The sequence below is a fragment of the Ruegeria sp. AWH4_226 genome (assembly GCF_056159225.1).
In genome coordinates this window covers 1902788-1924646 of the sequence record NZ_JBSWUU010000001.1, presented here as the reverse complement: position 1 = coordinate 1924646, position 21859 = coordinate 1902788, and the positions used below count along the sequence as shown (strand labels likewise).

Here is a 21859-nt window from a genome sequence, read left to right as displayed (position 1 = left end):
TTTGCCCCTCTGCATCAGCGGGTGGGGACCGGAACCTCGCCCCGATAATCATAAAATCCGCGTTCGGTCTTGCGCCCCAGCCAACCGGCTTCGACATATTTGGTCAACAACGGGCAGGGACGGTATTTTGTATCCGCTAACCCGTCATGCAGCACGTTCATGATGGCCAGGCAGGTGTCCAACCCAATGAAATCAGCCAATTCCAGTGGACCCATCGGATGGTTGGCGCCCAATTTCATGGACTGGTCTATGGACTGCACGTTTCCAACGCCCTCGTACAATGTATAGACCGCTTCGTTGATCATTGGCATCAGAATGCGGTTCACGATAAAGGCGGGGAAGTCCTCGGCACTTGCAGCCGTTTTACCCAGACGATCCACGACGGCCTTGCACGTGTTGAAAGTTGGTTCATCCGTTGCAATGCCACGGATTAGTTCAACCAGTTGCATTACAGGAACCGGGTTCATGAAATGAAACCCCATGAACCGCTCTGGCCGGTCTGTGCGACTGGCCAGCCGGGTAATTGAAATGGACGAGGTGTTCGAGGTCAGGATTGTATGCGGTTGCAGATGTGGTTGCAGATCCTCGAAGATTGCCTGTTTGATTGTCTCGCGTTCGGTTGCGGCCTCGATCACCAGATCGGTCTGCCCCAGTTCGGGCAGCGCAAGCGTGGTTTTGATCCGCTTGAGCGCGGCCTGCATCGCCTCTTCCGTGATTTTCCCCCGCGAGGCCTGGCGCGCCATGTTACCTTCGATCGTAGACAGTGCGGCATTCAGCGCGTCCTGATTCACGTCATTCAGCAGAACGTCATATTCTGCCAGGGCCAGCACATGGGCGATGCCATTGCCCATCTGACCTGCGCCGATCACTCCGACTGATTTTACGTCCATGTTCTGATGCCTCTGAGTCTCGGGGTTGGGGGGACACTACCGGCAGATCGGTAGGGGCGGCAAGGGGATCAGGCGCATCCAATTTGCTTTAAATGCGCACATTAGGACTTTCTCAAGACTTGCGGCTTCAAGATGGCAGCCGGGTGAAAAATGGGTGAGTGTTATGAGCTATCATCAAACAGGCTCGGCAAGTGCCGGGCATGCCGTATGCCAATACGGTGAGTCAAATCTTTGGTTTCGCGGATCAGAGCGGTCATTGGATACCGTTTTTATGGTTTGCGCCGGCGGGGATGAAACCTATGGGCGGTTTGTTGAACGTCCCTTTGCCGCGATTCTCGAGGAGAAGCTGGATCGGCGCTGCCTGAATCTTGGAAGCCTGTTCTGCGGGGTTGAGGCGCTGTGCCGCGACGCGGGCTTGTTCAAGTTATTGAATCAGGCTGAGTTGTGCGTTCTTCAAGCGCCTGGAATTCTTAGCCAGACGAATCACTTTTACCGCGTTCATCCCCGGCGAAATGACCGGGTTCTTACACCAACATCGGACCTTGTAGATCTATATCCCGAAATTGACTTTATCGATGTTCATTTCGTGCACCATTTGATGAGTTCTTTGCAAAGCCATCAAGATGCGCGTTTCGAAATTGTTGTTGACGAGTTGCGGTGCAGTTGGGTTCAGAAAATCAGCGACCTTCTGCGCAGGCTGGAGGTGCCGGTCATTCTGTTGGGGCTGAGGGTACTGCAAGACAATAACGGCGATTGCCGAAAGGAAAGAACGGTCGCAACACCAGAAATGTTTGAGGCTTTACGCCCTTTATGCGCAGATTTTATTGAAGTCTCGGTGCCTGTGTCCGGGGAATCCGATGCGCTTGAGGATATGTTGTTCGGAACGTTACAGCAGCCGATGGCCGAACATATGATCGGCCCGGCGGCGCATAAGACAATTGCCGACGCGCTGTTGGGGCCAATCCGAAAGCAAATCTAAGAAAGGCCCGCCTTTTGGCGGGCCTTCTAAGTATTTTTTAGCCGAAAGTCGTAGCAGACTTACCCGAGTTTCTCGGTCAACTCCGGTACAGCCTGGAACAGGTCGGCGACCAGACCGAAGTCGGCAACCTGGAAGATCGGCGCTTCTTCGTCTTTGTTGATCGCAACGATGACCTTCGAGTCCTTCATACCCGCCAGGTGCTGGATCGCGCCCGAGATGCCGACAGCGACATAGAGGTCAGGTGCAACAACCTTACCGGTCTGACCCACCTGCCAGTCATTCGGGGCATAGCCCGAGTCAACCGCCGCACGCGAGGCGCCAACGGCGGCGCCCAGCTTGTCGGCCAGGGTTTCGATCAGCTTGAAATCGTCTTCCGAGCCGACGCCACGGCCACCCGAGACAACGACACCGGCCGAGGTCAGTTCAGGACGGTCGCTTTCGGCCACCTTATCCTCGACCCAGGACGACAGACCTTCTGAACCCGGAACCGAGATTGTCTCAACCGGGGCCGCGCCGCCTTCGCCCGCCGCGTCAAAGCTGGCGGTCCGCAGGGTGACAACCTTTTTGGCGTCGTTCGATTTCACGGTCTGGATCGCGTTGCCCGCATAGATCGGGCGCTCAAAGGTCGAGCCGTCAACCACGCCCGACGCATCCGAGATCACCATCACGTCCAGCAGCGCGGCCACGCGCGGCATCACGTTCTTGGCGTCGGTGGTGGCGGGGGCAACGATGTGCTCGTACCCGTCGGCCAGTGACACGATCAACGCGGCGGTCGATTCTGCAAGACGGTGACCCAAAGACGCGTCTTCGGCCACCAGAACCTTGGACACACCGTCGATCTTGGCGGCGGCCTCGCCAGCCGCTGCGGCAGAACCGCCCGCGGCCAGAACAGTCACGTCGCCCAGTGCCTTGGCTGCGTTGACAGCCTTGGCGGTGGCGTCCAGCGACAGCTCACCATTATTGACTTCTGCCAGAAGAAGAACAGCCATTACACAGCCCCCGCTTCTTTGAGTTTTGCAACCAGCTCGTCGACCGAGCCCACGACGATACCGGCAGCGCGTGCCGGCGGCTCGTCGGTTTTGACGATTTCCAGACGCGGGCTGACATCGACGCCGTAATCGGCGGCGGTTTTCTCATCCAGCGGCTTTTTCTTGGCCTTCATGATGTTGGGCAGCGACGCATAGCGCGGCTCATTCAGGCGCAGGTCGACGGTCACGATGGTCGGCATCTTGACGCTGATGGTCTGCAGGCCGCCATCCACCTCGCGGGTGATCTTGGCGCTGTCGCCTTCGATGTCGACTTCCGACGCGAAGGTGCCCTGGCTCCAGCCCAACAGGGCCGACAGCATCTGGCCGGTGGCGTTCATGTCGTTGTCGATCGCCTGCTTGCCGCACAGAACCAGTCCGGGTTGCTCTTCCTCGACCACTTTGGCCAGGATTTTGGCAACGGCCAATGGCTCGATATCGGTGTGCACATCGTCAGCCGCAACGACCAGAATCGCGCGGTCGGCCCCCATGGCCAGCGCGGTACGCAGCGTTTCCTGCGCCTGCTTTACGCCCACCGAAACAGCAATAACTTCATCCGCCTTGCCCGCTTCTTTCAGGCGGATCGCCTCTTCTACGGCGATCTCGTCGAACGGGTTCATCGACATTTTGACATTGGCGAGATCAACACCGCTACCGTCCGCTTTCACGCGGACTTTCACATTATAGTCAATCACGCGTTTGACAGGCACGAGTACCTTCATTTTTGCGCTTTCTCCTCAAAAAACGGTAAGCCGCGAAGCGACTCCACCAATGCTTTCGGGGGATTGAATAGCGTCTCAATTCCCTCTGCAACAGAGTAAAATCGTCACGTTATGGGCTTGGGACGTCGCGTTTCGTGTTTTTTGCCGCTGCGTCCCAAAACTCATCGGTTGGCGCCCGGGACCCACAAAACATCCTGAGTGCCGTTTTCATTGGCGCAGCGGGCCGCCACGAAGAACCAGTCGCTCAGCCGATTTAGGTATTTCACTGCGACTGCGTTGACCGGCTCCAGATTGGTCAGCTCAACCGCCAACCGCTCGGCCCGGCGCGAAACAGTGCGACACACATGCAGATGCGCCGCCAACCGAGAACCGCCAGGAAGGATGAAGCTGCGCAGCGGTTCCAGCGTTTCGTTCATGACGTCGATCTCGGCCTCAAGCCGGTCGATCTGCGATGCCACAACGCGCAGAGGCGTATAGTCGGCCTCGGCGTCTTTTTCCATGTCGGGGCGACAGAAATCCGCACCCAGATCGAACAGGTCGTTCTGGATGCGCGACAGGGCCGCATCAACGTCGCCCTCGGCCTCGGTGCGGGCCACGCCAACGAACGAGTTCAGCTCGTCCACGGTGCCATAGGCCGCCACGCGACCGGAATATTTTGCAACCCGTTCACCGTTGCCCAAGGCGGTTTTCCCGTCATCGCCGGTACGGGTGTAAATCTTGTTCAGGACGACCATTTACTGCGCTCCTTGTCCACGCAGCCAGACATAGAGCACGATCAGCAACACGGCAATGAACTGGAACAGGATACGCAGGCGCATCATCTTGTTGCTTTTCATCGCTGCCGCTTTGCCGCTTTTGCCGAAGTTTGAGATGCCTATCGCCAGCACGACGACAACAGCCGCCATGGCCAAAAGCAAAACGACCATTAAAAGGTCCATGGGTACACCGTCCGCGTTTCTTGTTTCATTAGTCTACCATCTAGCTTCGCAGATTGGAAAAGCGAACGGGTAATTTCGCCTCAGATGTCCGAGAGGATGCGGTCGATGGCGCGGGTCGGCAAAATACGGCGCAGGTATCCGGCAACGTAGGTTGGCGTGGTCACGTAGTAACGCGCGCGTGGCCGTTTTGTCTCGACGGCTCGGGCCAGCTTGTCGGTCACTGCCGAAGCGGGCAATTCGAACCGGTCGGGTCCCGAGGATTCGTATAGTCTTTTCAATAGCGAAGCCTCGTACCGCTCGCGCAGGGCCGAGTTCTGCCAATTGATGAACCGTTCGAAGAAAGGGATCGAGTTTTCCCGGATTTTTGACGTGATCGGTCCGGGTTCAATCAGGATCACCTTTATGTCGGTATCTGCCAGTTCCAGGCGCAGTGTGTCTGTAAGGCCCTCGACCGCGTATTTTGTTGCCACGTATGCACCGCGCCATGGAAAGGCCACCAACCCCAGAACCGAGGAATTCTGAACGATTCGGCCGTGCCCCTGTGCCCGCATTGCCGGAATTACCTGCCGCGTGAGTTCGTGCCATCCAAAAAAGTTGGCCTCGAAAATCTGGCGCAGGCCCTCCGTCGGCAAATCTTCGACCGCTCCGGGCAGGCCATGTGCGCCGTTGTTGAACAGCGCATCAAGCGTGCCGCCCGTGGCTTCGAAAACCGAGGCCAGCCCCGAAGCGATGCTGTTGGCATCGGTATAGTCGATGCGTGGGCTTTCAAACCCCTGCGCCCGCAATCGGTCGCAGTCACGCTGCTGACGACAGGACGCAAACACCCGCCAACCCCGGGCGCGCATACCGTGAGCAGCATCCTGACCAATGCCCGAAGAGCAGCCGGTGATAAGAATGGTCTTTTGCATGATCTTCCTGACTCTGAACCTCGTCCATAGCTATTGCGAGGCTGTGGTCAGGGCAATCACACCACTGCGTCAGTCCGGGATTTTTCGAACCAGCGATGCCGAAATCCATCCGATTTGTTGCTGCGGCAACACGCGCAATCGCAGCCAGCCGGTTCCGGATTCACTCAGAACCTCGACCTTCTGGCCGATGGTTGCCTTGCCGACGATGGGATAGATCGTACCGGGCCCGTCGCGCATGTTTACACGTGTGCCCGAAATCTCGCGAATGTCCTTTTCCGGCTCGGGCAGGGTCGGTGCTTCGGCGATATCGCTCTGCACCTCGGTCGTGACCTGGCTCAGCCCGGCTACGCCGTCTTCCAGCGAGGCCAGCGTGAAGTTGGCGCTTTGATCGGCAAAGATTGTCAGGCTTGAGAACGACGCAAGGCTCGCGTCGTCGGCAATGATCTGAACCACTTCTTCGGGTTTGGCCTTTGGCGGCTCGTGACTCGTTGGAACACGGGCTGCAACATTGGTTACAAGCTCTTCGGCGCGCGCAGGCGCGACAATTGTGGTCTGGGCTACAACTTCGCGTTGAGGTTGGTCGCTGCGCAGGCCGCGTGGTTCGAAGTTCGGCCCCCCGCTCATGATGTAAAAGCACCATCCGAGTGCAGCGAATGAGATAACAATAAGGCGCGTCATGGCGCATCCCCCGGGTCAATCGTAAGAAACAAGAAATAAGCAGCAGTCTAATTCCAATAGGTTACCATATTTCATGCTTGCTGTCGAAAAACGGGGGAAATCGCAGGGGTGCCTCCCCTTGTTGCAAAAAGCGCCACTTGTCCCCAGTAAATATGTGCTGGTCGCTTTACCAAGGCGCAGTTGCGGCGTATCACATCATGTATGAATGATACGATCGACAACCCCAACATGGAGGCCCCTGACAATGGGGGCGAGGTGGCCGAGCCGCTGCGCCGCGCGATTGGCGAACGCTATCTGACCTATGCGCTGTCCACAATCATGCACCGGGCGTTGCCGGATGCGCGGGATGGATTAAAGCCTGTTCACCGGCGAATCCTATACGCGATGCGCGAGCTGCGACTCAGTGCGACGGGTGGCTTCCGTAAGTCTGCGAAAATATCGGGCGACGTGATGGGTAACTATCACCCGCATGGCGACGCCGCGATTTACGACGCGATGGCGCGTCTGGCGCAGGATTTCAACGTCCGTTACCCGCTGGTCGATGGGCAGGGGAACTTCGGCAACATCGACGGCGATAACCCGGCGGCCTCACGATACACCGAAGCGCGGATGACCATCGTGGCCGAGGCGCTGCTTGAAGGTCTGAACGAAGACGCTGTCGATTTTCGTGACAACTATGATGGCACGCTGACCGAGCCGGTCGTTCTGCCCGCGCAGTTCCCGAACCTGCTGGCCAACGGTGCCAGCGGTATCGCGGTGGGGATGGCGACGAATATCCCGCCGCACAATATCTCAGAACTCTGCGACGCCTGTCTGCATCTGATCAAGACGCCGGATGCACGCGACGACACGCTGCTGAATTACGTGCCCGGTCCTGATTTCCCGACCGGCGGCGTCATCGTTGAGCCACCCGAGAATATCGCGCAGGCCTATCGCACCGGGCGGGGGTCTTTCCGTCTGCGTTGCAAGTTCGAGGTCGAAGATCTGGGCCGAGGTCAGTGGCAGATCGTCGTTACCGAGATTCCGTATCAGGTTCAGAAATCCAAGCTGATCGAAAAGATCGCCGAGCTGATCCAAACCAAGAAAATCCCGATTCTCGCAGATGTGCGCGACGAATCTGCCGATGACATCCGGGTGGTTCTTGAGCCTCGCTCCAAGAATGTGGACCCCGAGGTGCTGATGGGCATGCTCTATCGCAACTCGGACCTTGAGGTGCGGTTCAGCCTGAACATGAACGTGCTGATCGACGGCGTGACGCCCAAGGTCTGCTCGATGAAGGAAGTGCTGCGCGCCTTCCTCGATCACCGGCAAGAAGTTCTGCTGCGCCGCTCGCGCCACCGCATGGCGAAGATAGACCACCGGTTGGAAGTGTTAGAGGGCTTTATCGTCGCCTTCCTGAACCTCGACCGTGTGATCGACATCATTCGCTATGACGACGACCCCAAGGCGGCGCTGATGCGTGAGGATTGGGGCGTCGATCATGTTCGCGCCACCGATGAGTCCGATTATGTCTCGCCCAAGCCGGGTGAGGGCGAGTTGTCCGAAGTTCAGGTCGACGCGATCCTGAACATGCGCCTGCGCAGCCTGCGCCGTCTGGAAGAGATGGAACTGGTCCGCGAGCGCGACGAATTGATGCTGGAGCGCGCCAACCTTGAGGATTTGCTGGCCGATCCGACCCTGCAGTGGTCCAAGATTGCGGAGCAGCTGAAAGAGACCAAGAAAACCTTCGGCAAAGACTACGAAGGCGGCGCGCGGCGCACGCGCTTCGCCGAGGCGGGTCAGGTCGAAGAGGTTCCGCTTGAGGCGATGATCGACAAGGAACCGATCACGGTCGTTTGCTCTCAGATGGGCTGGATACGCGCCATGACGGGCCATATCGACCTGAACCGCGAGTTGAAGTTCAAGGACGGCGACGGTCCGCGCTTCATTTTCCACGCCGAAACGACGGACCGGCTGGTGGTTTTTGCTTCGAACGGGCGATTCTATACGGTCAGTGCCGCCAATCTTCCCGGCGGTCGCGGCATGGGTGAGCCCCTGCGCCTGATGGTTGACCTGCCGAACGAGGCGCAGATCATCGATATCCTGATTCACAAGCCCGGGCGCAAGCTGCTGGTGGCGTCGGGGGCGGGCAACGGTTTCATCGTGCCCGAGGATGAGGTGCTGGCCCAGACCCGCAACGGTAAGCAGGTGCTGAACGTCAAGGGCGACGAAACGGCAATGATCTGTAAGCCGGTTCAGGGCGACCATGTGGCCGTTGTATCGCAGAACGGCAAGTTCCTTGTGTTCCCAACAGAGGAACTGCCCGAGATGACACGCGGCAAAGGTGTGCGTCTGCAAAAATATAACATGGCGCGTGGACGGCAGGGCACTTTGGAACTGGATGGTGGCCTGTCCGACGTCACTACGTTTAACTGGGAAGAGGGCCTGAAATGGTCCATGGGCGGTGACAAGACCCGGCACGAGGCTGATATGTCCCAATGGCTGGCCAAACGCGCCAGCGTCGGAAAAAAACCGCCTTATGGTTTCCCGCGCGACTACAAGTTCTCATGACCACGTGGGTCTGTGGTGAAATTCCGCCGATACGGCTTGGCACAGGCCGTATCAGTGCGCTAAATCATAAAAAACAAGCCTATCGAGACATGACATGTTGCGTATTCTGACCTTGATCGCCGGACTGGCCCTTTTGGGCGCTTGCACGCAGACACAGGTGTACGAAGAACCCGAGTCGCTGGGCGAATTCAAGCTGCGCGTCAATTATGCGTTCGCCGAGAAAGCCAGGCAGGGTCCGGTCTCCCGCGATGCGACCCCCAAGGAGTGGGAAGAGGCGATCCAGAACGCCGTGGATATCCGTCTGGGCCGTTACGACGGCGCGCAGGAGTATGACATTGGCATCAGCCTCGAAGGTTACATGCTGGCACCTCCGGGTGTGCCAGTCATCTATAACCCCAAAAGCACGGCCATCGTGCTTGTGAACGTCTACGATGTTCGCAAAAAGGAGTTTTTGGCAAAGGCCAAACAATTTCAGGTTCTTGAAGATACGACTGGTGAAAGTGCCCTTGCCGGGTCTGGTCATGCCCGGACACGAGAAGAGCAAATGAACGGTTTGGCGTTGAAAGTGGCCGACCGGGTCGAGGAATGGCTGGCCGAAGAACACGAGGCAAATGGCTGGTTCGACCGTCGCCCGGACCTGATCCAACCGCTTGATTCCAGCGTCGTTACGCAAAATCCGGCATCATAACCCGCTTTCGATGCAGGATGTGCTTGATTTCCCCCTTTGAACCAAATATCCCGCGCGCGCAGATGTAACCACGGGACCAAGGGTCCCCCAAATTGCAAAAGGGCGCCTGAGGAATGGCAAAGGAAAAGTTTGAGCGTACAAAACCGCACGTCAACATCGGCACGATTGGCCACGTTGACCATGGTAAGACGACGCTGACCGCAGCAATCACCAAGTATTTCGGCGACTTCAAGGCGTATGACCAGATTGACGGCGCGCCGGAAGAGAAAGCGCGCGGCATCACCATCTCGACCGCCCACGTGGAATACGAGACCGACGCGCGCCACTATGCGCATGTCGACTGCCCCGGCCACGCTGACTACGTCAAGAACATGATCACCGGTGCCGCCCAGATGGACGGTGCGATTCTGGTTGTGAACGCCGCTGACGGCCCGATGCCGCAAACGCGTGAGCACATCCTGCTGGGCCGCCAGGTTGGCATCCCGAAGATGGTCGTGTTCCTGAACAAGGTTGACCAGGTTGACGACGAAGAGCTGCTGGAACTGGTTGAGATGGAAGTGCGCGAACTGCTGTCCAGCTACGACTACCCCGGCGACGATATTCCGATCATCGCAGGGTCGGCTCTGGCCGCGATGGAAGGCAACAACCCGGAAATCGGCGAAGAGAAGATCAAGGAACTGATGGCGGCTGTTGATGAGTATATCGACACCCCTGAGCGTGCTGTTGACCAGCCGTTCCTGATGCCGATCGAAGACGTGTTCTCGATCTCGGGCCGCGGTACCGTTGTGACGGGCCGTGTTGAGCGTGGCGTGATCAACGTTGGTGACGAGATTGAAATCGTCGGCATCCGCGACACCACCAAGACCACCTGCACCGGTGTTGAGATGTTCCGCAAGCTGCTGGACCGCGGTGAAGCCGGCGACAACATCGGCGCCCTGCTGCGCGGTGTTGACCGTGACGGCGTTGAGCGTGGCCAGGTTCTGTGTAAGCCCGGCTCGGTGACCCCGCACACCAAGTTCGAAGCCGAAGCCTACATCCTGACCAAGGAAGAAGGCGGTCGTCACACCCCGTTCTTCGCGAACTACCGCCCGCAGTTCTACTTCCGTACGACTGACGTGACCGGCACCGTGACGCTGGCCGAAGGCACCGAGATGGTCATGCCCGGCGACAACGTGTCGTTCGGCGTTGAGCTGATCGCCCCGATCGCGATGGAGCAGGGCCTCCGCTTCGCGATCCGCGAAGGCGGCCGCACCGTCGGCGCCGGCGTCGTGTCCAAGATCGTTGAGTAATTCGCGCAAGCGAATGATCTAACGGAAAGGGCGTCCCTCGGGGCGCCCTTTTTCGTATGCCTCGTCTTGGGAATAGGCACGCGTTTTCCTACAAGAGAAATGCTGCTACTCTGCACATATTCAATGGCGACGGGATCGGAGGAGCGTCAACGTTCCCTCGATTGACGGGGTGATGATGAAAAAGTTGTTCCCATCTCTATCCAAGGACGCGACGCTTGGCAGTGTATTCAGCTTGTTTCCGGGTAAGCTTGCCCCATGATGCGAATATGAAAGCCTCGTCATGCGTGGCAAGAGCGACCTTTCCTTTGCCGAGCGTGAGTTGATCGCGGCCTACGTTTCGGGACTGAACGCATGTTCCTATTGCCACGGTGCCCATACCATGTTCGCCCGTGCGTATGGCATTGATCCGGAACTGATTGAATCGCTTATGGAGGATCTCAATTCAGCGCCTGTCGATCAAAGGTTCAAGCCAATCCTCGCCTATGTCGCAAAACTTACACTGTCACCTTCCCGAATGACCGAAGAGGATGCAAACGAAGTATACAAGGTGGGATGGTCTGAAGAAGCGCTTTTCGATGCGATACAGGTTTGCGGAGTGTTCAATTTGGTGAACAGACTGGTTGAGGGAACGGGCATCAGCAGAGTTGGCAATGATCCCAATGACGTTGATGAACAAAGGCTTGCCAAGTTTCGCAGCGAGACGTTCTACACTGACTTCGGTCGCGCCAACGGGTTGGATGTTTAAAGGTTAAGCGCGCTCTGACAGCCAAGTGGCCATTGCACCAAGTTTCTTTATCCGCGCCAAACGACAGTTGAACGCGAATTCTTAATAGCAAGCTTTGGACAAGGTGCTTGGCGTTTTAGTTTCAGGACAATCCTGACTCAGCCGCCGCCCGCACGGCACGGATATTTTCGCCATATACTTCGGGACTATCCACCGAGCCGCCCTTGAACACCGCAGAACCGGCGACCAGCACATCGGCACCCGCAGCGGCGACAAGCGGAGCGGTTTGCGGATCGACACCACCGTCGATTTCGATATGCACCGGACGATCGCCAATCATCTGGCGCAGTTTGCGCACCTTGCTGGTCAGGTCGATAAACTTCTGACCGCCGAAGCCTGGGTTCACGGTCATGACGCAGACCAGATCGGTCAGATCAAGCAGGTGTTCAACCGCTTCGGCAGGGGTGCCAGGGTTCAGCGCAACACCCGCTTTCATGCCAGCGGCGCGGATGGCCTGAAGCGTTCGGTGTGTGTGCGACCCGGCCTCGATATGCGCCGTCAGAATATCCGCGCCGGCGTCCGCGTAAGCCTGAATGTAGGGATCGACCGGGGTGATCATCAGGTGCACATCCATGACCGTTTTCACATGCGGACGGAATGCTTTGACGGCTGGGGGGCCGAAAGTCAGGTTTGGAACGAAATGGCCATCCATCACGTCGACATGGACCCAATCTGCACCTTGCGCTTCGATAGCCTGAATCTCGGCTCCGAAATTGGCAAAATCGGCAGACAGGATTGATGGAGCGATCTTGATGGTGCGGTCAAAGCTCATTGCGGCCTCAGGTCTTATAACGGGACAGGTCTGCATATACCCGCGCCGCGCTGCGAAGGGTAGCCCCCGTAACACGGGCTCCGTTACAAAACTTTCACCACTCTGACACATAGCCGTTGAGCAGTATCTGTACCCCACCGCCAACACGACTTGGGGGTGGCACGTGCTGCGCATCGAAAAACTGACCAAACGCTTCGGGGACAATGTGGCCGTAGACGCCGCGTCGTTGGATGTAGACAAACCCTGCATGATCGGGATCATCGGTCGATCGGGTGCCGGCAAATCGACGCTGTTGCGGATGATCAACCGTCTGACGGACTCCAGCGAGGGGCAGATTCTGTGTGATGGCCGCGATGTCACCCGGCTGAAGGGGCGTGATAAACGCGCGTGGCAAGCGGACTGCGCGATGATCTTCCAGCAGTTCAACCTTGTGCCACGACTGGATGTGGTTTCGAACGTGTTGCATGGCACGTTGAACCGACACTCGACGCTGGCGACTATGTTCAACCTTTTCCCGATGGAAGAAATCCACCGCGCCATCGATATTCTTGATCGCCTTGGGATCGCTGAACACGCGCCAAAGCGGGCAGAGGCCCTGTCAGGCGGTCAACAGCAACGCGTCGCGATTGCACGTGCGTTGATGCAAGATCCCAGAATCATTCTGGCTGACGAACCCATTGCCTCGTTAGATCCGATGAATGCTCAGGTGGTGATGCAGGCCTTGCGTCGCATCCACGAGGAGGATGGCCGCACAGTCATCGCCAACCTGCATACTTTGGATACTGCGCGACGCTACTGCGACCGGGTGGTAGGTATGCGCGACGGACGCATTGTCTTTGATGGTATTCCCGAACAGCTGACCACTGGCGTTGCGCGCGAAATCTATGGGGCCGATGCCAGCTTTTCAGAAGCGGCGACGTCAACCGAGATTGACACACTAGACGCCACCCAGAAAGCGCTGATGGAAGCTGAAGCCACCATCTAGGCCCACCCACCCTTTCATCGCCCGGCCCGATGAGAGGCCGGCACATCAACCTGGAGAGAGACAGATGAAGAAACTGATTGCTGCCCTAGTGGCCACAACGGCACTGGCCACACCGGTCCTGGCCGAAGAGATAAGCGAATTCCGCATTGGAATTCTTGGAGGTGAGAACGCTCAGGATCGTTTGAACAACAACGAATGCCTGCGTGAATATACCGAGGAAGAGCTGGGTGTTGAAACCAAGCTGTTTGCTCCGGCCGATTACAACGGTGTGATCCAGGGTCTGCTGGGTGGCACAATCGACATGGCTTGGCTGGGCGCGTCGGGTTACGCGAAAACCTATCTGAGCGACCCCGAAGCTGTTGAACCGGTTCTGGTCAAAGTGAACCTGGATGGCGGGTACGGCTATTACTCCATCGGTTTCGCCCGCAAGGATAGCGGCATCGCCTCGCTGGAAGATATGAAGGACAAGACCTTTGGCTTTGGCGATCCGAACTCAACCTCAGGCTACCTGATCCCGTCGATTGAAATTCCCCAGGCGACTGGCGCGACAATGGAGTCGGGCGACTATTTCGGTGAGGTAAAGTTCACCGGCGGTCACGAACAGACCATCGTTGCGGTGAACAACGGCGACGTTGACGGCGGTGTGACATGGGCCGACGGTCTGGGCAATTGGGAAGACGGTTTCAACTCGGGCGCGCTGCGCCGGGCGGTCGATGCGGGTCTGGTTGATATGAACGATTTGGTCATGATCTGGCAGTCGCAGCCGATCCCGGAAGGTCCGGTTGTTCTGCGTACCGCCCTGCCTGCGGACGTGAAAGAGAAGATGACGGCCCTGATGGCCGGTCTGCATGAAAAAGACGCTGACTGCTTTTATGGCGTGGCCGCAGGCGAGGCTAAGGCGTTCGAGCCGATCACGCACGACGCTTATGAGATCATCATCGAAGCCCGCAAGCTGAAGTCCAACTAAGGCAACGCGTGAATTGATCGGGGTCCGGTGACAAACCGGACCTCGGTCTGCCTTTCAGGAGCATTTCATGACAGACCTGACTGCCGGTACTCCGACCGTCGAGGGTATCCGCGACGAATACACTGCGATGACGCGGCGCAAGAAGGTCTATGGGGGTATCCTGCTGATCCTTTTTGTTGTCATGATGGCTGCCGGGTTCCGAACAGCCGACAGCCGCAATGCAGGCAGCTTTATCGATGGTTGGCACCGCATTCTCGACTACCCGTCCGAGGTTCTGTCGGAAGCCTGGGAAAAAATCGCCGAGATGCCGGCGAATCTGGTCAACTTCTTTCCTGCACTTGTGGAAACCCTCAACATCGCCGCGGCGGCAACGCTGGTTGGGACGATATTAGGGACGTTTCTGGCTCTGATGTCGACGCGGGGGATGGCCTACTGGCCGTCGTTGATCCCTCTTTTCCGACGGATCTCGGACGTGTTCCGGGCGGTTCCGGAAATTGTCATCGCGCTGGTTTTGATCTTTATCCTTGGCGGTGGCCCGGTGCCTGCGATGATCGCCATTGCGATCCACACTGCTGGCGCACTGGGCAAGCTTTTTTCCGAAGTGAACGAAAATGCCTCGTTAAAACCGGTGGAAGGGCTGCAATCGGTTGGGGCCAACTGGTCACAGCGTATGTATCTGGGCGTGATCCCGCAGGTCGGGCCGAACTATGTCAGCTATGCCTTGCTTCGCCTCGAAATCAACATCCGCGCGTCGGCGATTCTTGGTTTTGTCGGGGCCGGTGGTCTGGGCTATGAGCTGCGCAATGCCATGTCCTGGGGGCAGGGGCGGTATGACGAAGCGGCTGCCATATTCATCCTGTTGTTCGTTACAATTGTCATCGTCGACCAGCTTTCTGGCTATCTGCGGGACCGCCTGACCCACGGGTCCGAAAAAGGAGCCTCGGCATGAGCACCTTTGCAACCGACCTTACCACTGCCGAGTTGAAGGCCGAAGCGGATCGATTGTTCAGCCGCAAACGGGTGATGAATTTTGGCCTGCCAGCCTTGGTATTGGTTTACCTGATCTATGTTTTCTTTGCCTTCGATGTGGTCGGGCTGGCTGCACGGGCGAATTGGGAAAACGGCAAGACGCTGGTTTCGGACAGCTACAGCTACAAAACTCATATCGAACGCGACAATCGCACGGGCGAAGTGTCTGCCGCCATCGAAGGTGAGCGCAAGGGCGCCTATCCAGAAGGTGAAGCGCCTGATTGGGTTACTCTGGGCGAGACGACGGTGATTGACCTCGAAGACGGTCATATCGTGCGCTTCGGTCCGGAAACCGTAACGTATGACATTCCGGGATATGGCACCGTTCGGGCAACGCCCTCTCGTTCGGCTGGCGTACTAGCAGAGCTGCCTCGGGGCGAGGTGCCGGAGTGGATCAACGTTTCGAAAAACCGTCTGGCGGTGACAACGGATGCCGGCCGGCTCACTGTGACTCGAAACCGGTCGGAGGTGTTTCGATATTTTACCGGGTGGGAGTTGTTCTGGTTCACGTTGGACAGCCCTTACTATGGCAAATCCTTCGGCGAACTTGCCGGGCTGGCCGCGACAGGTGAGGCGGGCGCGATCTTCAATGATTTCTGGACCAATAAGATGTGGCGGCATCAGGATGTGGCCTGGGCCATTTTCGAGACGATCCTGATGGCCTTTCTGGGTACCTTCGGGGCGGCGATGGTTGCTTTGCCGCTGGCCTTTCTGGCGACGCGCAATTTCAACCCTTTGAGGTCCGTGCGGTTCGCAACCCGGCGCGTTTTTGACTTTGTCCGCGGCGTGGATGCCCTGATCTGGACCGTGGTTCTGGCGCGCGCCTTTGGCCCGGGCCCATTGACGGGTGCTCTGGCAATTCTGGTTACGGACACCGGTACATTCGGCAAGATTTTTTCCGAAGCGCTGGAGAACGTTGACCAGAAGCAGATCGAAGGCGTCCAATCGACCGGAGCAAACGCGCCTCAGCGCTATCGGTTCGGCGTGATCCCCCAGGTGACGCCGATCCTGCTGAGCCAGTTGCTGTATTTCCTTGAATCCAACACCCGCAGCGCCACCGTGATCGGTGCGATTACAGGCGGCGGGATCGGCCTGTTGCTGACGCAGGCGATCATCACGCAGAAGGACTGGGAAGAGGTCGCCTATTATATCGTCCTGATCATCTTGATGGTGATGTTGATGGACTGGTTCTCGGGCTGGCTGCGTAAAAAGCTGATTAAGGGTGAGACGGGCAAAAAACGCAAACCGGCTGATCCTGGATCCAAGCCGTTTCTGTTGCCCTGACTGACGAGTTAGGACAAAGACCATGGCACGCCTGCACCCTGACCGGCCGTTCATCCACCCGGATTGCCAGATCACCGGCAGCAGTTTTGGCGCATACGTAGAAATTGGCGCGGGCAGCCGGATCACGCATTCGGTTTGGGGGGATTATTCCTACTGCGACCGGACGTGTGATATTGCGAATGCAGAGATCGGGAAGTTTGCCAATATCGCCAGCTACACGCGAATAGGGGCCACGGATCACCCGATGGAAAAGGCGTCCTTGCACCATTTCCTCTATCGATCAGCGGATTATTGGGATGATGCGCAGGACGACGCGGATTGGTTCGCACACCGCGCCAGTCGCTTGGCAAAAATTGGTCACGACACATGGATCGGTCACGCGGCGATTATCAAACCCGAAGTCACCATTGGCCACGGTGCGGTGATCGCGTCCGGTGCAGTGGTCACCAAGGATGTTCCCCCGTACATGATCGTCGGCGGTGTGACCGCCAGCCCAATTCGCCGCCGCTTTCCTGAAACGGTTGCAAAGCGTCTGCTCGCCTTGGCGTGGTGGGATTGGGACAACCTGCGCCTGCGCGCGGCTCTACCTGATTTTCGCGCGTTAGGCATCGAAGCATTCCTGGAAAAATATGAATGATCCGGCAGCAAAGTAACGGAAACACTCCCGCACCCGCAGGAGCCTCGGCTGCGCCGACCCTCCTTGGCGGCTTTGGGCCCGGCGCCGCGCAAAGCGCGGCGCTATGCCCAACGGGATGAGACCTCCGACAGGAGGTTGAAGACGGGCGGGAGGACGTCGAAGTTTAGTCATCGTTCAAGGTCAAAGTGACCCGGTCTCCGGCAAAGACCGTGCGGCCATACTCCACCGGCACGCCGTTCAGGTCAGCGTTGATCCCCGCAGAGAAGAGGACCGGTGCACCTTCGGTGAGATGCAGATGCAGGGCTTGTGTCGCAGTCGCAGCCCGCGCGGTCAGCCGAGTCGATACGCGCGTGTAATCAGCAACGCCACATCGTTGCAAAGCTTTGGTTACGGAATGCGTGTCTTGTAACGCAGCAAGGATGTCGGGCAGGCGATCGGCCGGGAAAACGCTTTGAAACACCCCGATGGGTTGGCCGTCGGCAAGCGACAGACCGTCATAGACATGAACCTTATCTCCGGCTTCAAGCTCCAGTGCCTCAGCTTCGGCATCATCCGCTGCGCGTGTGGTCAATGAGAGTATCTTTTTACCCGGTATCTTGCCGCTTGCTGAAATGCTCTTGTGGTATCGTACGCGCTTGCCGATCGGATAGTCGGTCGGACGCGCGGTTACAAAAACACCTGCACCGCGCCGTGAGTGTACCAGCCCTTGCTCTGCGAGGTCAGACAACGCACGCCGAACGGTGTGCCGATTAACCCCATGCTTTGCAGCCAGTTGCGCCTCGGTCGGAAGCTGGTCGCCGCTGTTATATCTTCCCTCAGCAATGTCGGCGGTCAGGCTGAGAGCGATGCTTTTCCAGACGGGCGTTTTGCTCATGTCACCAAACTTTCACAGTATCGCGGATTGCGACTCGGCTCTCCGGAATGTAGTATTTGTCTAGTTGTATAGTTTAAGTAGACAACTCAGCCAAGAGGCTTCGATGACAGATCAGACAAATATCACGGTTGCCAAGCGGCGGGGGTGGATGGGTCTATTGGCCCGCGCCCCGGAAGAGGCGCTGATGGCGCTGTGGGACGAAATGAACACGAGACCTGGCTTTGAGTGGCTTCGTCGTCCGGAAGTGGGCGGTGTGATGGTGCGTGGCCGGATCGGTGGGTCGGGTGCCCCGTTCAACCTTGGTGAGATGACGGTCACGCGATGTTCCTTGGTGCTGAAAGATGGAACTGTCGGGCATGGCCACGTGCAGGGTCGGTCGAAACGCAAAGCCGAGGCTGCGGCGCTGATCGATGCCTTGATGCAGACCAAGGCCGCAGGTGCAATCCGGGCGCGGGTGCTTGATCCGCTCGCGCAGCAGATGCAGGCCACCAAAACGGCGCGGGCCGCCAAGGCTGCGGCCACAAAGGTTGAATTCTTCACACTGGTACGGGGAGAGGATTGATGGTTGCGCATATCCAGTTTTCAGGCGGTTTCCAAAACGCTCCCGTTGATGCGGCCCATGCCTTTAGGGCTGCCATGACAGTCATGGCACGGCCGGGCGAAATCCGTTCGGTTTCCGGCTGCCAGCCCCCGGCACCTTTGTCCGTCGCGGCGGGGACGTTGCTCCTGACGCTCTGCGATCCGGACACCAAGGTGTACTTGGCGGGCGCGACCGACGCGGACGCGGTACGGCAATGGCTGACCTTCCACACGGGTGCGCCGTTGACCGATGCGACCGAGGCGGATTTTGCCGTTGGAACGTGGCAGGCACTGGGGCCGTTGAACCAATACCGCGTCGGAACGCCCGAATACCCTGACCGTTCAGCGACCCTGATCGTCGAATGCGACGACTTGCGACAGACGGGTCCCGAACTCACAGGGCCGGGGATCAAGGGCACGGCGCATTTGTCGCTGCCGGATGTTCGGGTGCTTCGGACCAACGCGTCGCTCTATCCGTTGGGGTGTGACTTCTTTTTCACCTGCGGCGACACGCTCGCAGCGTTACCGCGCAGCACACAGATCAAGGAGAGGGGATAAGCGATGTATGTGGCTGTCAAAGGTGGCGAAAAAGCCATCGAAAATGCGCATACCTGGCTGGCTGAGGAGCGGCGCGGCGACACAGATGTCGCCGAACTCAGTATTGCGCAAATCCGTGAACAACTGAGCCTTGCGGTAAACCGGGTCATGGCCGAAGGATCGTTGTTTGACCCCGATCTGGCGGCGCTGGCGATCAAACAGGCGCGCGGTGATCTGATCGAGGCAATCTTTCTGATCCGTGCCTACCGCACGACCTTGCCGCGGTTCGGGTACTCGAAACCTGTGGATACGGGTGAGATGACCTGCGATCGCCGTATCTCGGCCACCTTCAAAGATGCGCCGGGGGGTCAGGTTCTGGGGCCGACATTCGATTATACGCATCGTCTTCTGGATTTCAAACTTGCAGCTGAGGGTGAGGTTGCCCCAGCACCCGAAGGCCAGCCGCGTACGGGTTCCACCCCGCATATTTCCGAGTTCCTCAAAGCCGAAGACATCCTTCAGGACGAACCTGCCAGTGACGAGGCTCCGGGCGATCTGACCCGCGAACCGATGGAGTATCCGGCCGCGCGACCGTTGCGCCTGCAGTCACTGACGCGCGGGGATGAAGGGTTCGTGCTGGGCATGGCGTATTCGACCCAGCGTGGCTATGCCCGCAACCATGCCTTTGTCGGCGAGCTGCGGATTGGCAAGGTCGCGGTTGAGATGGAAATCCCCGAACTGGGCTTTGCCATCGAAATCGGTGAGGTCGAACTGACCGAATGCGAGACGGTCAATCAGTTCAAAGGCTCAAAAGTGGAACCACCCCAATTCACGCGTGGCTATGGTCTGGTGTTTGGACAGTCAGAACGCAAATCGATTGCCATGGCGCTGGTGGACCGTGCCCTGCGCTGGAAAGAGTTGGGCGAGGACAACCTAGGCGCCCCGGCACAGGACGAAGAGTTTGTCCTGAGCCATGCGGACAACATCCAGGCGACCGGCTTTCTCGAACATATCAAACTGCCGCACTACGTGGATTTCCAGTCTGAACTGGAACTGGTGCGAAAGCTGCGGCGCGAGGCCGAAGACCGTATCTCACCCAAGGAGGCCGCGGAATGAGCGCGTATAACTTCGCCTATCTGGATGAACAGACCAAGCGGATGATCCGTCGGGCCATACTGAAAGGTCTGGCTGTTCCGGGCTATCAGGTGCCTTTCGCCAGCCGGGAAATGCCGATGCCTTACGGCTGGGGAACTGGCGGCGTTCAGGTTTCGGCGGCGACGCTAACACCGGATGATTCGTTCAAGGTGATCGATCAGGGCGCGGATGACACGACGAATGCAGTTTCGATCCGCAAGTTCTTTGAAAAGACCGCGGGGGTCGCGACCACCGAGGAAACCGAAAAGGCCACCGTCATCCAAACGCGCCACCGCATCCCAGAGGTTAAGCTGCGCGAGGATCAGATCCTCGTTTACCAGGTGCCGATCCCTGAACCCTTGCGCTTTCTCGAACCGCGCGAGACTGAGACCCGAAAGATGCACAGTCTTGAGGAATATGGTCTGATGCATGTGAAACTTTACGAAGACATCAGCCAGCACGGGGCGATTTCGACCGCCTACGCCTATCCGGTGAAGGTGTCGGGGCGCTATGTGATGGACCCGTCGCCGATCCCGAAATTCGACAACCCCAAACTGGAAATGGATGCAATTCAGCTGTTCGGGGCCGGGCGGGAACAACGGATATACGCGGTGCCGCCCCATACCAGGGTGGTGAGCCTTGATTTCGAAGACTACCCGTTCGAAGCAACCAAGGCCAACCATCCCTGCGATCTGTGTGGGGCTGAGGGCAGCTATCTGGACGAGGTGATCATGGATGATGCGGGAAACCGGATGTTCGTTTGCTCTGACACCGATTATTGCCGTTCGCGCCGTCAGGCGGGCCATCAGGGACGCATGGCGACGGAGGGCGCGGCATGACGCCATTATTGCAGGTCAAAGGGATCGAAAAGCGCTACGGCACCCGCATCGGATGCATGGATGTTGGTTTCGATCTTTACCCAGGCGAGGTGATGGGGATCGTTGGTGAAAGCGGGTCTGGCAAGTCGACCCTGTTGAATTGCCTGGCTGGTCAACTGGAACCGGATGCGGGCCAGGTGATTTTTGACACCCGTGCTGACGGGCCAGTGGACACGGTCACCATGTCTGAGCCTGAACGCCGGATGCTGGGGCGAACAGATTGGGCCTTTGTGCACCAACATGCGCGGGACGGGTTGCGCATGTCGGTCAGTGCAGGCGGCAATATCGGTGAGCGCCTAATGGCCGTGGGTGACCGCCACTATGGTGATATCCGCGACAAGGCCATTGATTGGCTGGGGCGCGTCGAGATTGACGGGACCCGCGTCGATGATCGCCCGACCGCATTTTCGGGCGGAATGCAGCAGCGCCTGCAGATCGCGCGCAATCTGGTCACGGGACCTCGGCTGGTGTTCATGGACGAACCAACCGGCGGGCTGGATGTCTCGGTCCAGGCACGGTTGCTGGACCTGTTACGCGGGCTGGTGCGCGAGATGGGTCTGAGCGCGATTATCGTCACTCATGATCTGGCCGTGGTGCGCCTGCTGGCGGATCGTTTGATGGTGATGAAAGACGGCCACGTGGTCGAAAGCGGACTGACCGATCAGGTTCTTGACGATCCGCAGCACGCTTATACGCAGTTGCTGGTCTCAAGCGTGTTGCAGGTGTGAAGAT

The 21859-nt window shown here is 58.2% G+C and carries 23 protein-coding genes and 1 pseudogene; 15 read left to right on the top strand and 9 right to left on the bottom strand.

What is annotated here, in order from left to right; translation table 11 throughout:
• Positions 1–14 precede the first annotated feature (14 nt).
• On the bottom strand, positions 15–890 hold the full coding sequence (locus ACXAET_RS09345) for a 3-hydroxybutyryl-CoA dehydrogenase (protein WP_475183979.1): 876 nt from the start codon (positions 888–890) through the stop codon (positions 15–17).
• Positions 891–1053: 163 nt separating this feature from the next.
• On the opposite strand from ACXAET_RS09345, the gene ACXAET_RS09340 reads away from it, so the two are divergent.
• On the top strand, positions 1054–1869 hold the full coding sequence (locus ACXAET_RS09340; protein WP_475183977.1) for a DUF6473 family protein: 816 nt from the start codon (positions 1054–1056) through the stop codon (positions 1867–1869).
• Between the two features lie 59 nt (positions 1870–1928).
• Here ACXAET_RS09340 and ACXAET_RS09335 read toward each other — a convergent pair whose 3' ends face one another.
• The 6 genes from ACXAET_RS09335 to ACXAET_RS09310 form a co-directional block, all read right to left on the bottom strand.
• A complete protein-coding gene (locus tag ACXAET_RS09335) occupies positions 1929–2858 on the bottom strand; it encodes an electron transfer flavoprotein subunit alpha/FixB family protein (RefSeq protein WP_475183976.1) in 930 nt (309 codons plus the stop codon).
• Positions 2858–3616 (bottom strand): electron transfer flavoprotein subunit beta/FixA family protein, encoded by a 759-nt coding sequence (locus ACXAET_RS09330; protein WP_068339016.1) that lies wholly within the window; start codon positions 3614–3616, stop codon positions 2858–2860. Before ACXAET_RS09330 ends, ACXAET_RS09335 begins: the two co-directional genes overlap by 1 nt.
• A 161-nt stretch (positions 3617–3777) precedes the next feature.
• Positions 3778–4350 carry a cob(I)yrinic acid a,c-diamide adenosyltransferase gene (locus ACXAET_RS09325; RefSeq protein ID WP_475183974.1) on the bottom strand — a complete coding sequence of 191 codons (573 nt, stop codon included), beginning with the start codon at positions 4348–4350 and terminating at the stop codon, positions 3778–3780.
• Positions 4351–4554 carry a twin transmembrane helix small protein gene (locus ACXAET_RS09320; RefSeq protein ID WP_068339009.1) on the bottom strand — a complete coding sequence of 68 codons (204 nt, stop codon included), beginning with the start codon at positions 4552–4554 and terminating at the stop codon, positions 4351–4353.
• 80 nt (positions 4555–4634) lie between these two features.
• Positions 4635–5462, bottom strand: a complete 828-nt coding sequence (locus ACXAET_RS09315) for an SDR family NAD(P)-dependent oxidoreductase (RefSeq protein WP_475183971.1) — start codon at positions 5460–5462, stop codon at positions 4635–4637.
• Between the two features lie 69 nt (positions 5463–5531).
• Positions 5532–6140, bottom strand: coding sequence for an SH3 domain-containing protein (locus ACXAET_RS09310; protein ID WP_475183969.1), 609 nt, complete (start codon positions 6138–6140; stop codon positions 5532–5534).
• A 201-nt stretch (positions 6141–6341) separates the two neighbouring features.
• Here ACXAET_RS09310 and parC point away from each other — a divergent pair, with 201 nt between their 5' ends.
• The 4 genes and pseudogenes from parC to ACXAET_RS09290 form a co-directional block, all read left to right on the top strand.
• Positions 6342–8690 (top strand): DNA topoisomerase IV subunit A, encoded by a 2349-nt coding sequence (gene parC / locus ACXAET_RS09305; RefSeq protein WP_475183967.1) that lies wholly within the window; start codon positions 6342–6344, stop codon positions 8688–8690.
• A gap of 94 nt (positions 8691–8784) precedes the next feature.
• Positions 8785–9378: a hypothetical protein gene (locus tag ACXAET_RS09300; protein ID WP_475183965.1), complete on the top strand. Its 594-nt coding sequence runs from the start codon at positions 8785–8787 to the stop codon at positions 9376–9378.
• A gap of 113 nt (positions 9379–9491) precedes the next feature.
• Entirely contained in the window at positions 9492–10667 is a 1176-nt protein-coding gene (gene tuf / locus ACXAET_RS09295) for an elongation factor Tu (RefSeq protein WP_475183963.1), read from the top strand.
• Positions 10668–10944: 277 nt separating this feature from the next.
• Positions 10945–11412, top strand: a pseudogene (locus ACXAET_RS09290) (carboxymuconolactone decarboxylase family protein); the annotation flags it as partial.
• A 121-nt stretch (positions 11413–11533) separates the two neighbouring features.
• Here ACXAET_RS09290 and rpe read toward each other — a convergent pair.
• The gene (gene rpe / locus ACXAET_RS09285) at positions 11534–12223 is read right to left on the bottom strand and encodes a ribulose-phosphate 3-epimerase (protein WP_475183962.1); all 690 of its coding nucleotides are present in this window, start codon (positions 12221–12223) and stop codon (positions 11534–11536) included.
• Positions 12224–12386: 163 nt separating this feature from the next.
• On the opposite strand from rpe, the gene phnC reads away from it, so the two are divergent.
• The 5 genes from phnC to ACXAET_RS09260 all read left to right on the top strand — a co-directional run bounded on the left by phnC (position 12387) and on the right by ACXAET_RS09260 (position 17125).
• The gene (gene phnC / locus ACXAET_RS09280) at positions 12387–13208 is read left to right on the top strand and encodes a phosphonate ABC transporter ATP-binding protein (RefSeq protein WP_475183960.1); all 822 of its coding nucleotides are present in this window, start codon (positions 12387–12389) and stop codon (positions 13206–13208) included.
• Positions 13209–13272: 64 nt separating this feature from the next.
• Positions 13273–14175 carry a phosphonate ABC transporter substrate-binding protein gene (gene phnD, locus ACXAET_RS09275; protein WP_475183957.1) on the top strand — a complete coding sequence of 301 codons (903 nt, stop codon included), beginning with the start codon at positions 13273–13275 and terminating at the stop codon, positions 14173–14175.
• A 67-nt stretch (positions 14176–14242) separates the two neighbouring features.
• On the top strand, positions 14243–15124 hold the full coding sequence (gene phnE / locus ACXAET_RS09270; protein ID WP_475183956.1) for a phosphonate ABC transporter, permease protein PhnE: 882 nt from the start codon (positions 14243–14245) through the stop codon (positions 15122–15124).
• Positions 15121–16488 (top strand): phosphonate ABC transporter, permease protein PhnE, encoded by a 1368-nt coding sequence (gene phnE, locus ACXAET_RS09265; RefSeq protein WP_475183954.1) that lies wholly within the window; start codon positions 15121–15123, stop codon positions 16486–16488. The genes phnE (ACXAET_RS09270) and phnE (ACXAET_RS09265) overlap by 4 nt, the downstream gene beginning before the upstream one ends.
• A 22-nt stretch (positions 16489–16510) precedes the next feature.
• Positions 16511–17125: an LbetaH domain-containing protein gene (locus ACXAET_RS09260; RefSeq protein ID WP_475183952.1), complete on the top strand. Its 615-nt coding sequence runs from the start codon at positions 16511–16513 to the stop codon at positions 17123–17125.
• A gap of 163 nt (positions 17126–17288) precedes the next feature.
• Here ACXAET_RS09260 and phnF read toward each other — a convergent pair whose 3' ends face one another.
• A complete protein-coding gene (gene phnF, locus ACXAET_RS09255; protein ID WP_475183950.1) occupies positions 17289–17999 on the bottom strand; it encodes a phosphonate metabolism transcriptional regulator PhnF in 711 nt (236 codons plus the stop codon).
• 103 nt (positions 18000–18102) lie between these two features.
• On the opposite strand from phnF, the gene phnG reads away from it, so the two are divergent.
• The 5 genes from phnG to phnK are packed head-to-tail and all read left to right on the top strand — an operon-like array spanning position 18103 to position 21855.
• Positions 18103–18561 (top strand): phosphonate C-P lyase system protein PhnG, encoded by a 459-nt coding sequence (phnG, locus tag ACXAET_RS09250; protein ID WP_475183948.1) that lies wholly within the window; start codon positions 18103–18105, stop codon positions 18559–18561.
• A complete protein-coding gene (gene phnH / locus ACXAET_RS09245; RefSeq protein ID WP_475183947.1) occupies positions 18561–19136 on the top strand; it encodes a phosphonate C-P lyase system protein PhnH in 576 nt (191 codons plus the stop codon). The genes phnG and phnH overlap by 1 nt, the downstream gene beginning before the upstream one ends.
• Before the next feature lie 3 nt (positions 19137–19139).
• Positions 19140–20231, top strand: a complete 1092-nt coding sequence (locus ACXAET_RS09240) for a carbon-phosphorus lyase complex subunit (RefSeq protein ID WP_475183945.1) — start codon at positions 19140–19142, stop codon at positions 20229–20231.
• Positions 20228–21088, top strand: a complete 861-nt coding sequence (locus tag ACXAET_RS09235; RefSeq protein WP_475183943.1) for an alpha-D-ribose 1-methylphosphonate 5-phosphate C-P-lyase PhnJ — start codon at positions 20228–20230, stop codon at positions 21086–21088. Before ACXAET_RS09240 ends, ACXAET_RS09235 begins: the two co-directional genes overlap by 4 nt.
• Positions 21085–21855 carry a phosphonate C-P lyase system protein PhnK gene (gene phnK, locus ACXAET_RS09230; protein ID WP_475183941.1) on the top strand — a complete coding sequence of 257 codons (771 nt, stop codon included), beginning with the start codon at positions 21085–21087 and terminating at the stop codon, positions 21853–21855. The genes ACXAET_RS09235 and phnK overlap by 4 nt, the downstream gene beginning before the upstream one ends.
• Positions 21856–21859 lie beyond the last annotated feature (4 nt).

Excerpts from the sequence above, each read along its gene's own strand:
- ACXAET_RS09310 (WP_475183969.1), bottom strand. The coding sequence starts at position 6,140 with ATGACGCGCCTTATTGTTATCTCATTCGCTGCACTCGGATGGTGCTTT.
- phnE (WP_475183956.1), top strand. The coding sequence starts at position 14,243 with ATGACAGACCTGACTGCCGGTACTCCGACCGTCGAGGGTATCCGCGAC.
- phnG (WP_475183948.1), top strand. The coding sequence starts at position 18,103 with ATGACAGATCAGACAAATATCACGGTTGCCAAGCGGCGGGGGTGGATG.
- ACXAET_RS09240 (WP_475183945.1), top strand. The coding sequence starts at position 19,140 with ATGTATGTGGCTGTCAAAGGTGGCGAAAAAGCCATCGAAAATGCGCAT.
- ACXAET_RS09345 (WP_475183979.1), bottom strand. The coding sequence starts at position 890 with ATGGACGTAAAATCAGTCGGAGTGATCGGCGCAGGTCAGATGGGCAAT.
- ACXAET_RS09340 (WP_475183977.1), top strand. The coding sequence starts at position 1,054 with ATGAGCTATCATCAAACAGGCTCGGCAAGTGCCGGGCATGCCGTATGC.
- ACXAET_RS09235 (WP_475183943.1), top strand. The coding sequence starts at position 20,228 with ATGAGCGCGTATAACTTCGCCTATCTGGATGAACAGACCAAGCGGATG.
- ACXAET_RS09315 (WP_475183971.1), bottom strand. The coding sequence starts at position 5,462 with ATGCAAAAGACCATTCTTATCACCGGCTGCTCTTCGGGCATTGGTCAG.
- phnE (WP_475183954.1), top strand. The coding sequence starts at position 15,121 with ATGAGCACCTTTGCAACCGACCTTACCACTGCCGAGTTGAAGGCCGAA.
- rpe (WP_475183962.1), bottom strand. The coding sequence starts at position 12,223 with ATGAGCTTTGACCGCACCATCAAGATCGCTCCATCAATCCTGTCTGCC.
- ACXAET_RS09335 (WP_475183976.1), bottom strand. The coding sequence starts at position 2,858 with ATGGCTGTTCTTCTTCTGGCAGAAGTCAATAATGGTGAGCTGTCGCTG.
- ACXAET_RS09325 (WP_475183974.1), bottom strand. The coding sequence starts at position 4,350 with ATGGTCGTCCTGAACAAGATTTACACCCGTACCGGCGATGACGGGAAA.
- ACXAET_RS09330 (WP_068339016.1), bottom strand. The coding sequence starts at position 3,616 with ATGAAGGTACTCGTGCCTGTCAAACGCGTGATTGACTATAATGTGAAA.
- phnF (WP_475183950.1), bottom strand. The coding sequence starts at position 17,999 with ATGAGCAAAACGCCCGTCTGGAAAAGCATCGCTCTCAGCCTGACCGCC.
- ACXAET_RS09300 (WP_475183965.1), top strand. The coding sequence starts at position 8,785 with ATGTTGCGTATTCTGACCTTGATCGCCGGACTGGCCCTTTTGGGCGCT.
- phnD (WP_475183957.1), top strand. The coding sequence starts at position 13,273 with ATGAAGAAACTGATTGCTGCCCTAGTGGCCACAACGGCACTGGCCACA.
- tuf (WP_475183963.1), top strand. The coding sequence starts at position 9,492 with ATGGCAAAGGAAAAGTTTGAGCGTACAAAACCGCACGTCAACATCGGC.
- phnK (WP_475183941.1), top strand. The coding sequence starts at position 21,085 with ATGACGCCATTATTGCAGGTCAAAGGGATCGAAAAGCGCTACGGCACC.
- ACXAET_RS09320 (WP_068339009.1), bottom strand. The coding sequence starts at position 4,554 with ATGGACCTTTTAATGGTCGTTTTGCTTTTGGCCATGGCGGCTGTTGTC.
- phnH (WP_475183947.1), top strand. The coding sequence starts at position 18,561 with ATGGTTGCGCATATCCAGTTTTCAGGCGGTTTCCAAAACGCTCCCGTT.
- ACXAET_RS09260 (WP_475183952.1), top strand. The coding sequence starts at position 16,511 with ATGGCACGCCTGCACCCTGACCGGCCGTTCATCCACCCGGATTGCCAG.
- parC (WP_475183967.1), top strand. The coding sequence starts at position 6,342 with ATGAATGATACGATCGACAACCCCAACATGGAGGCCCCTGACAATGGG.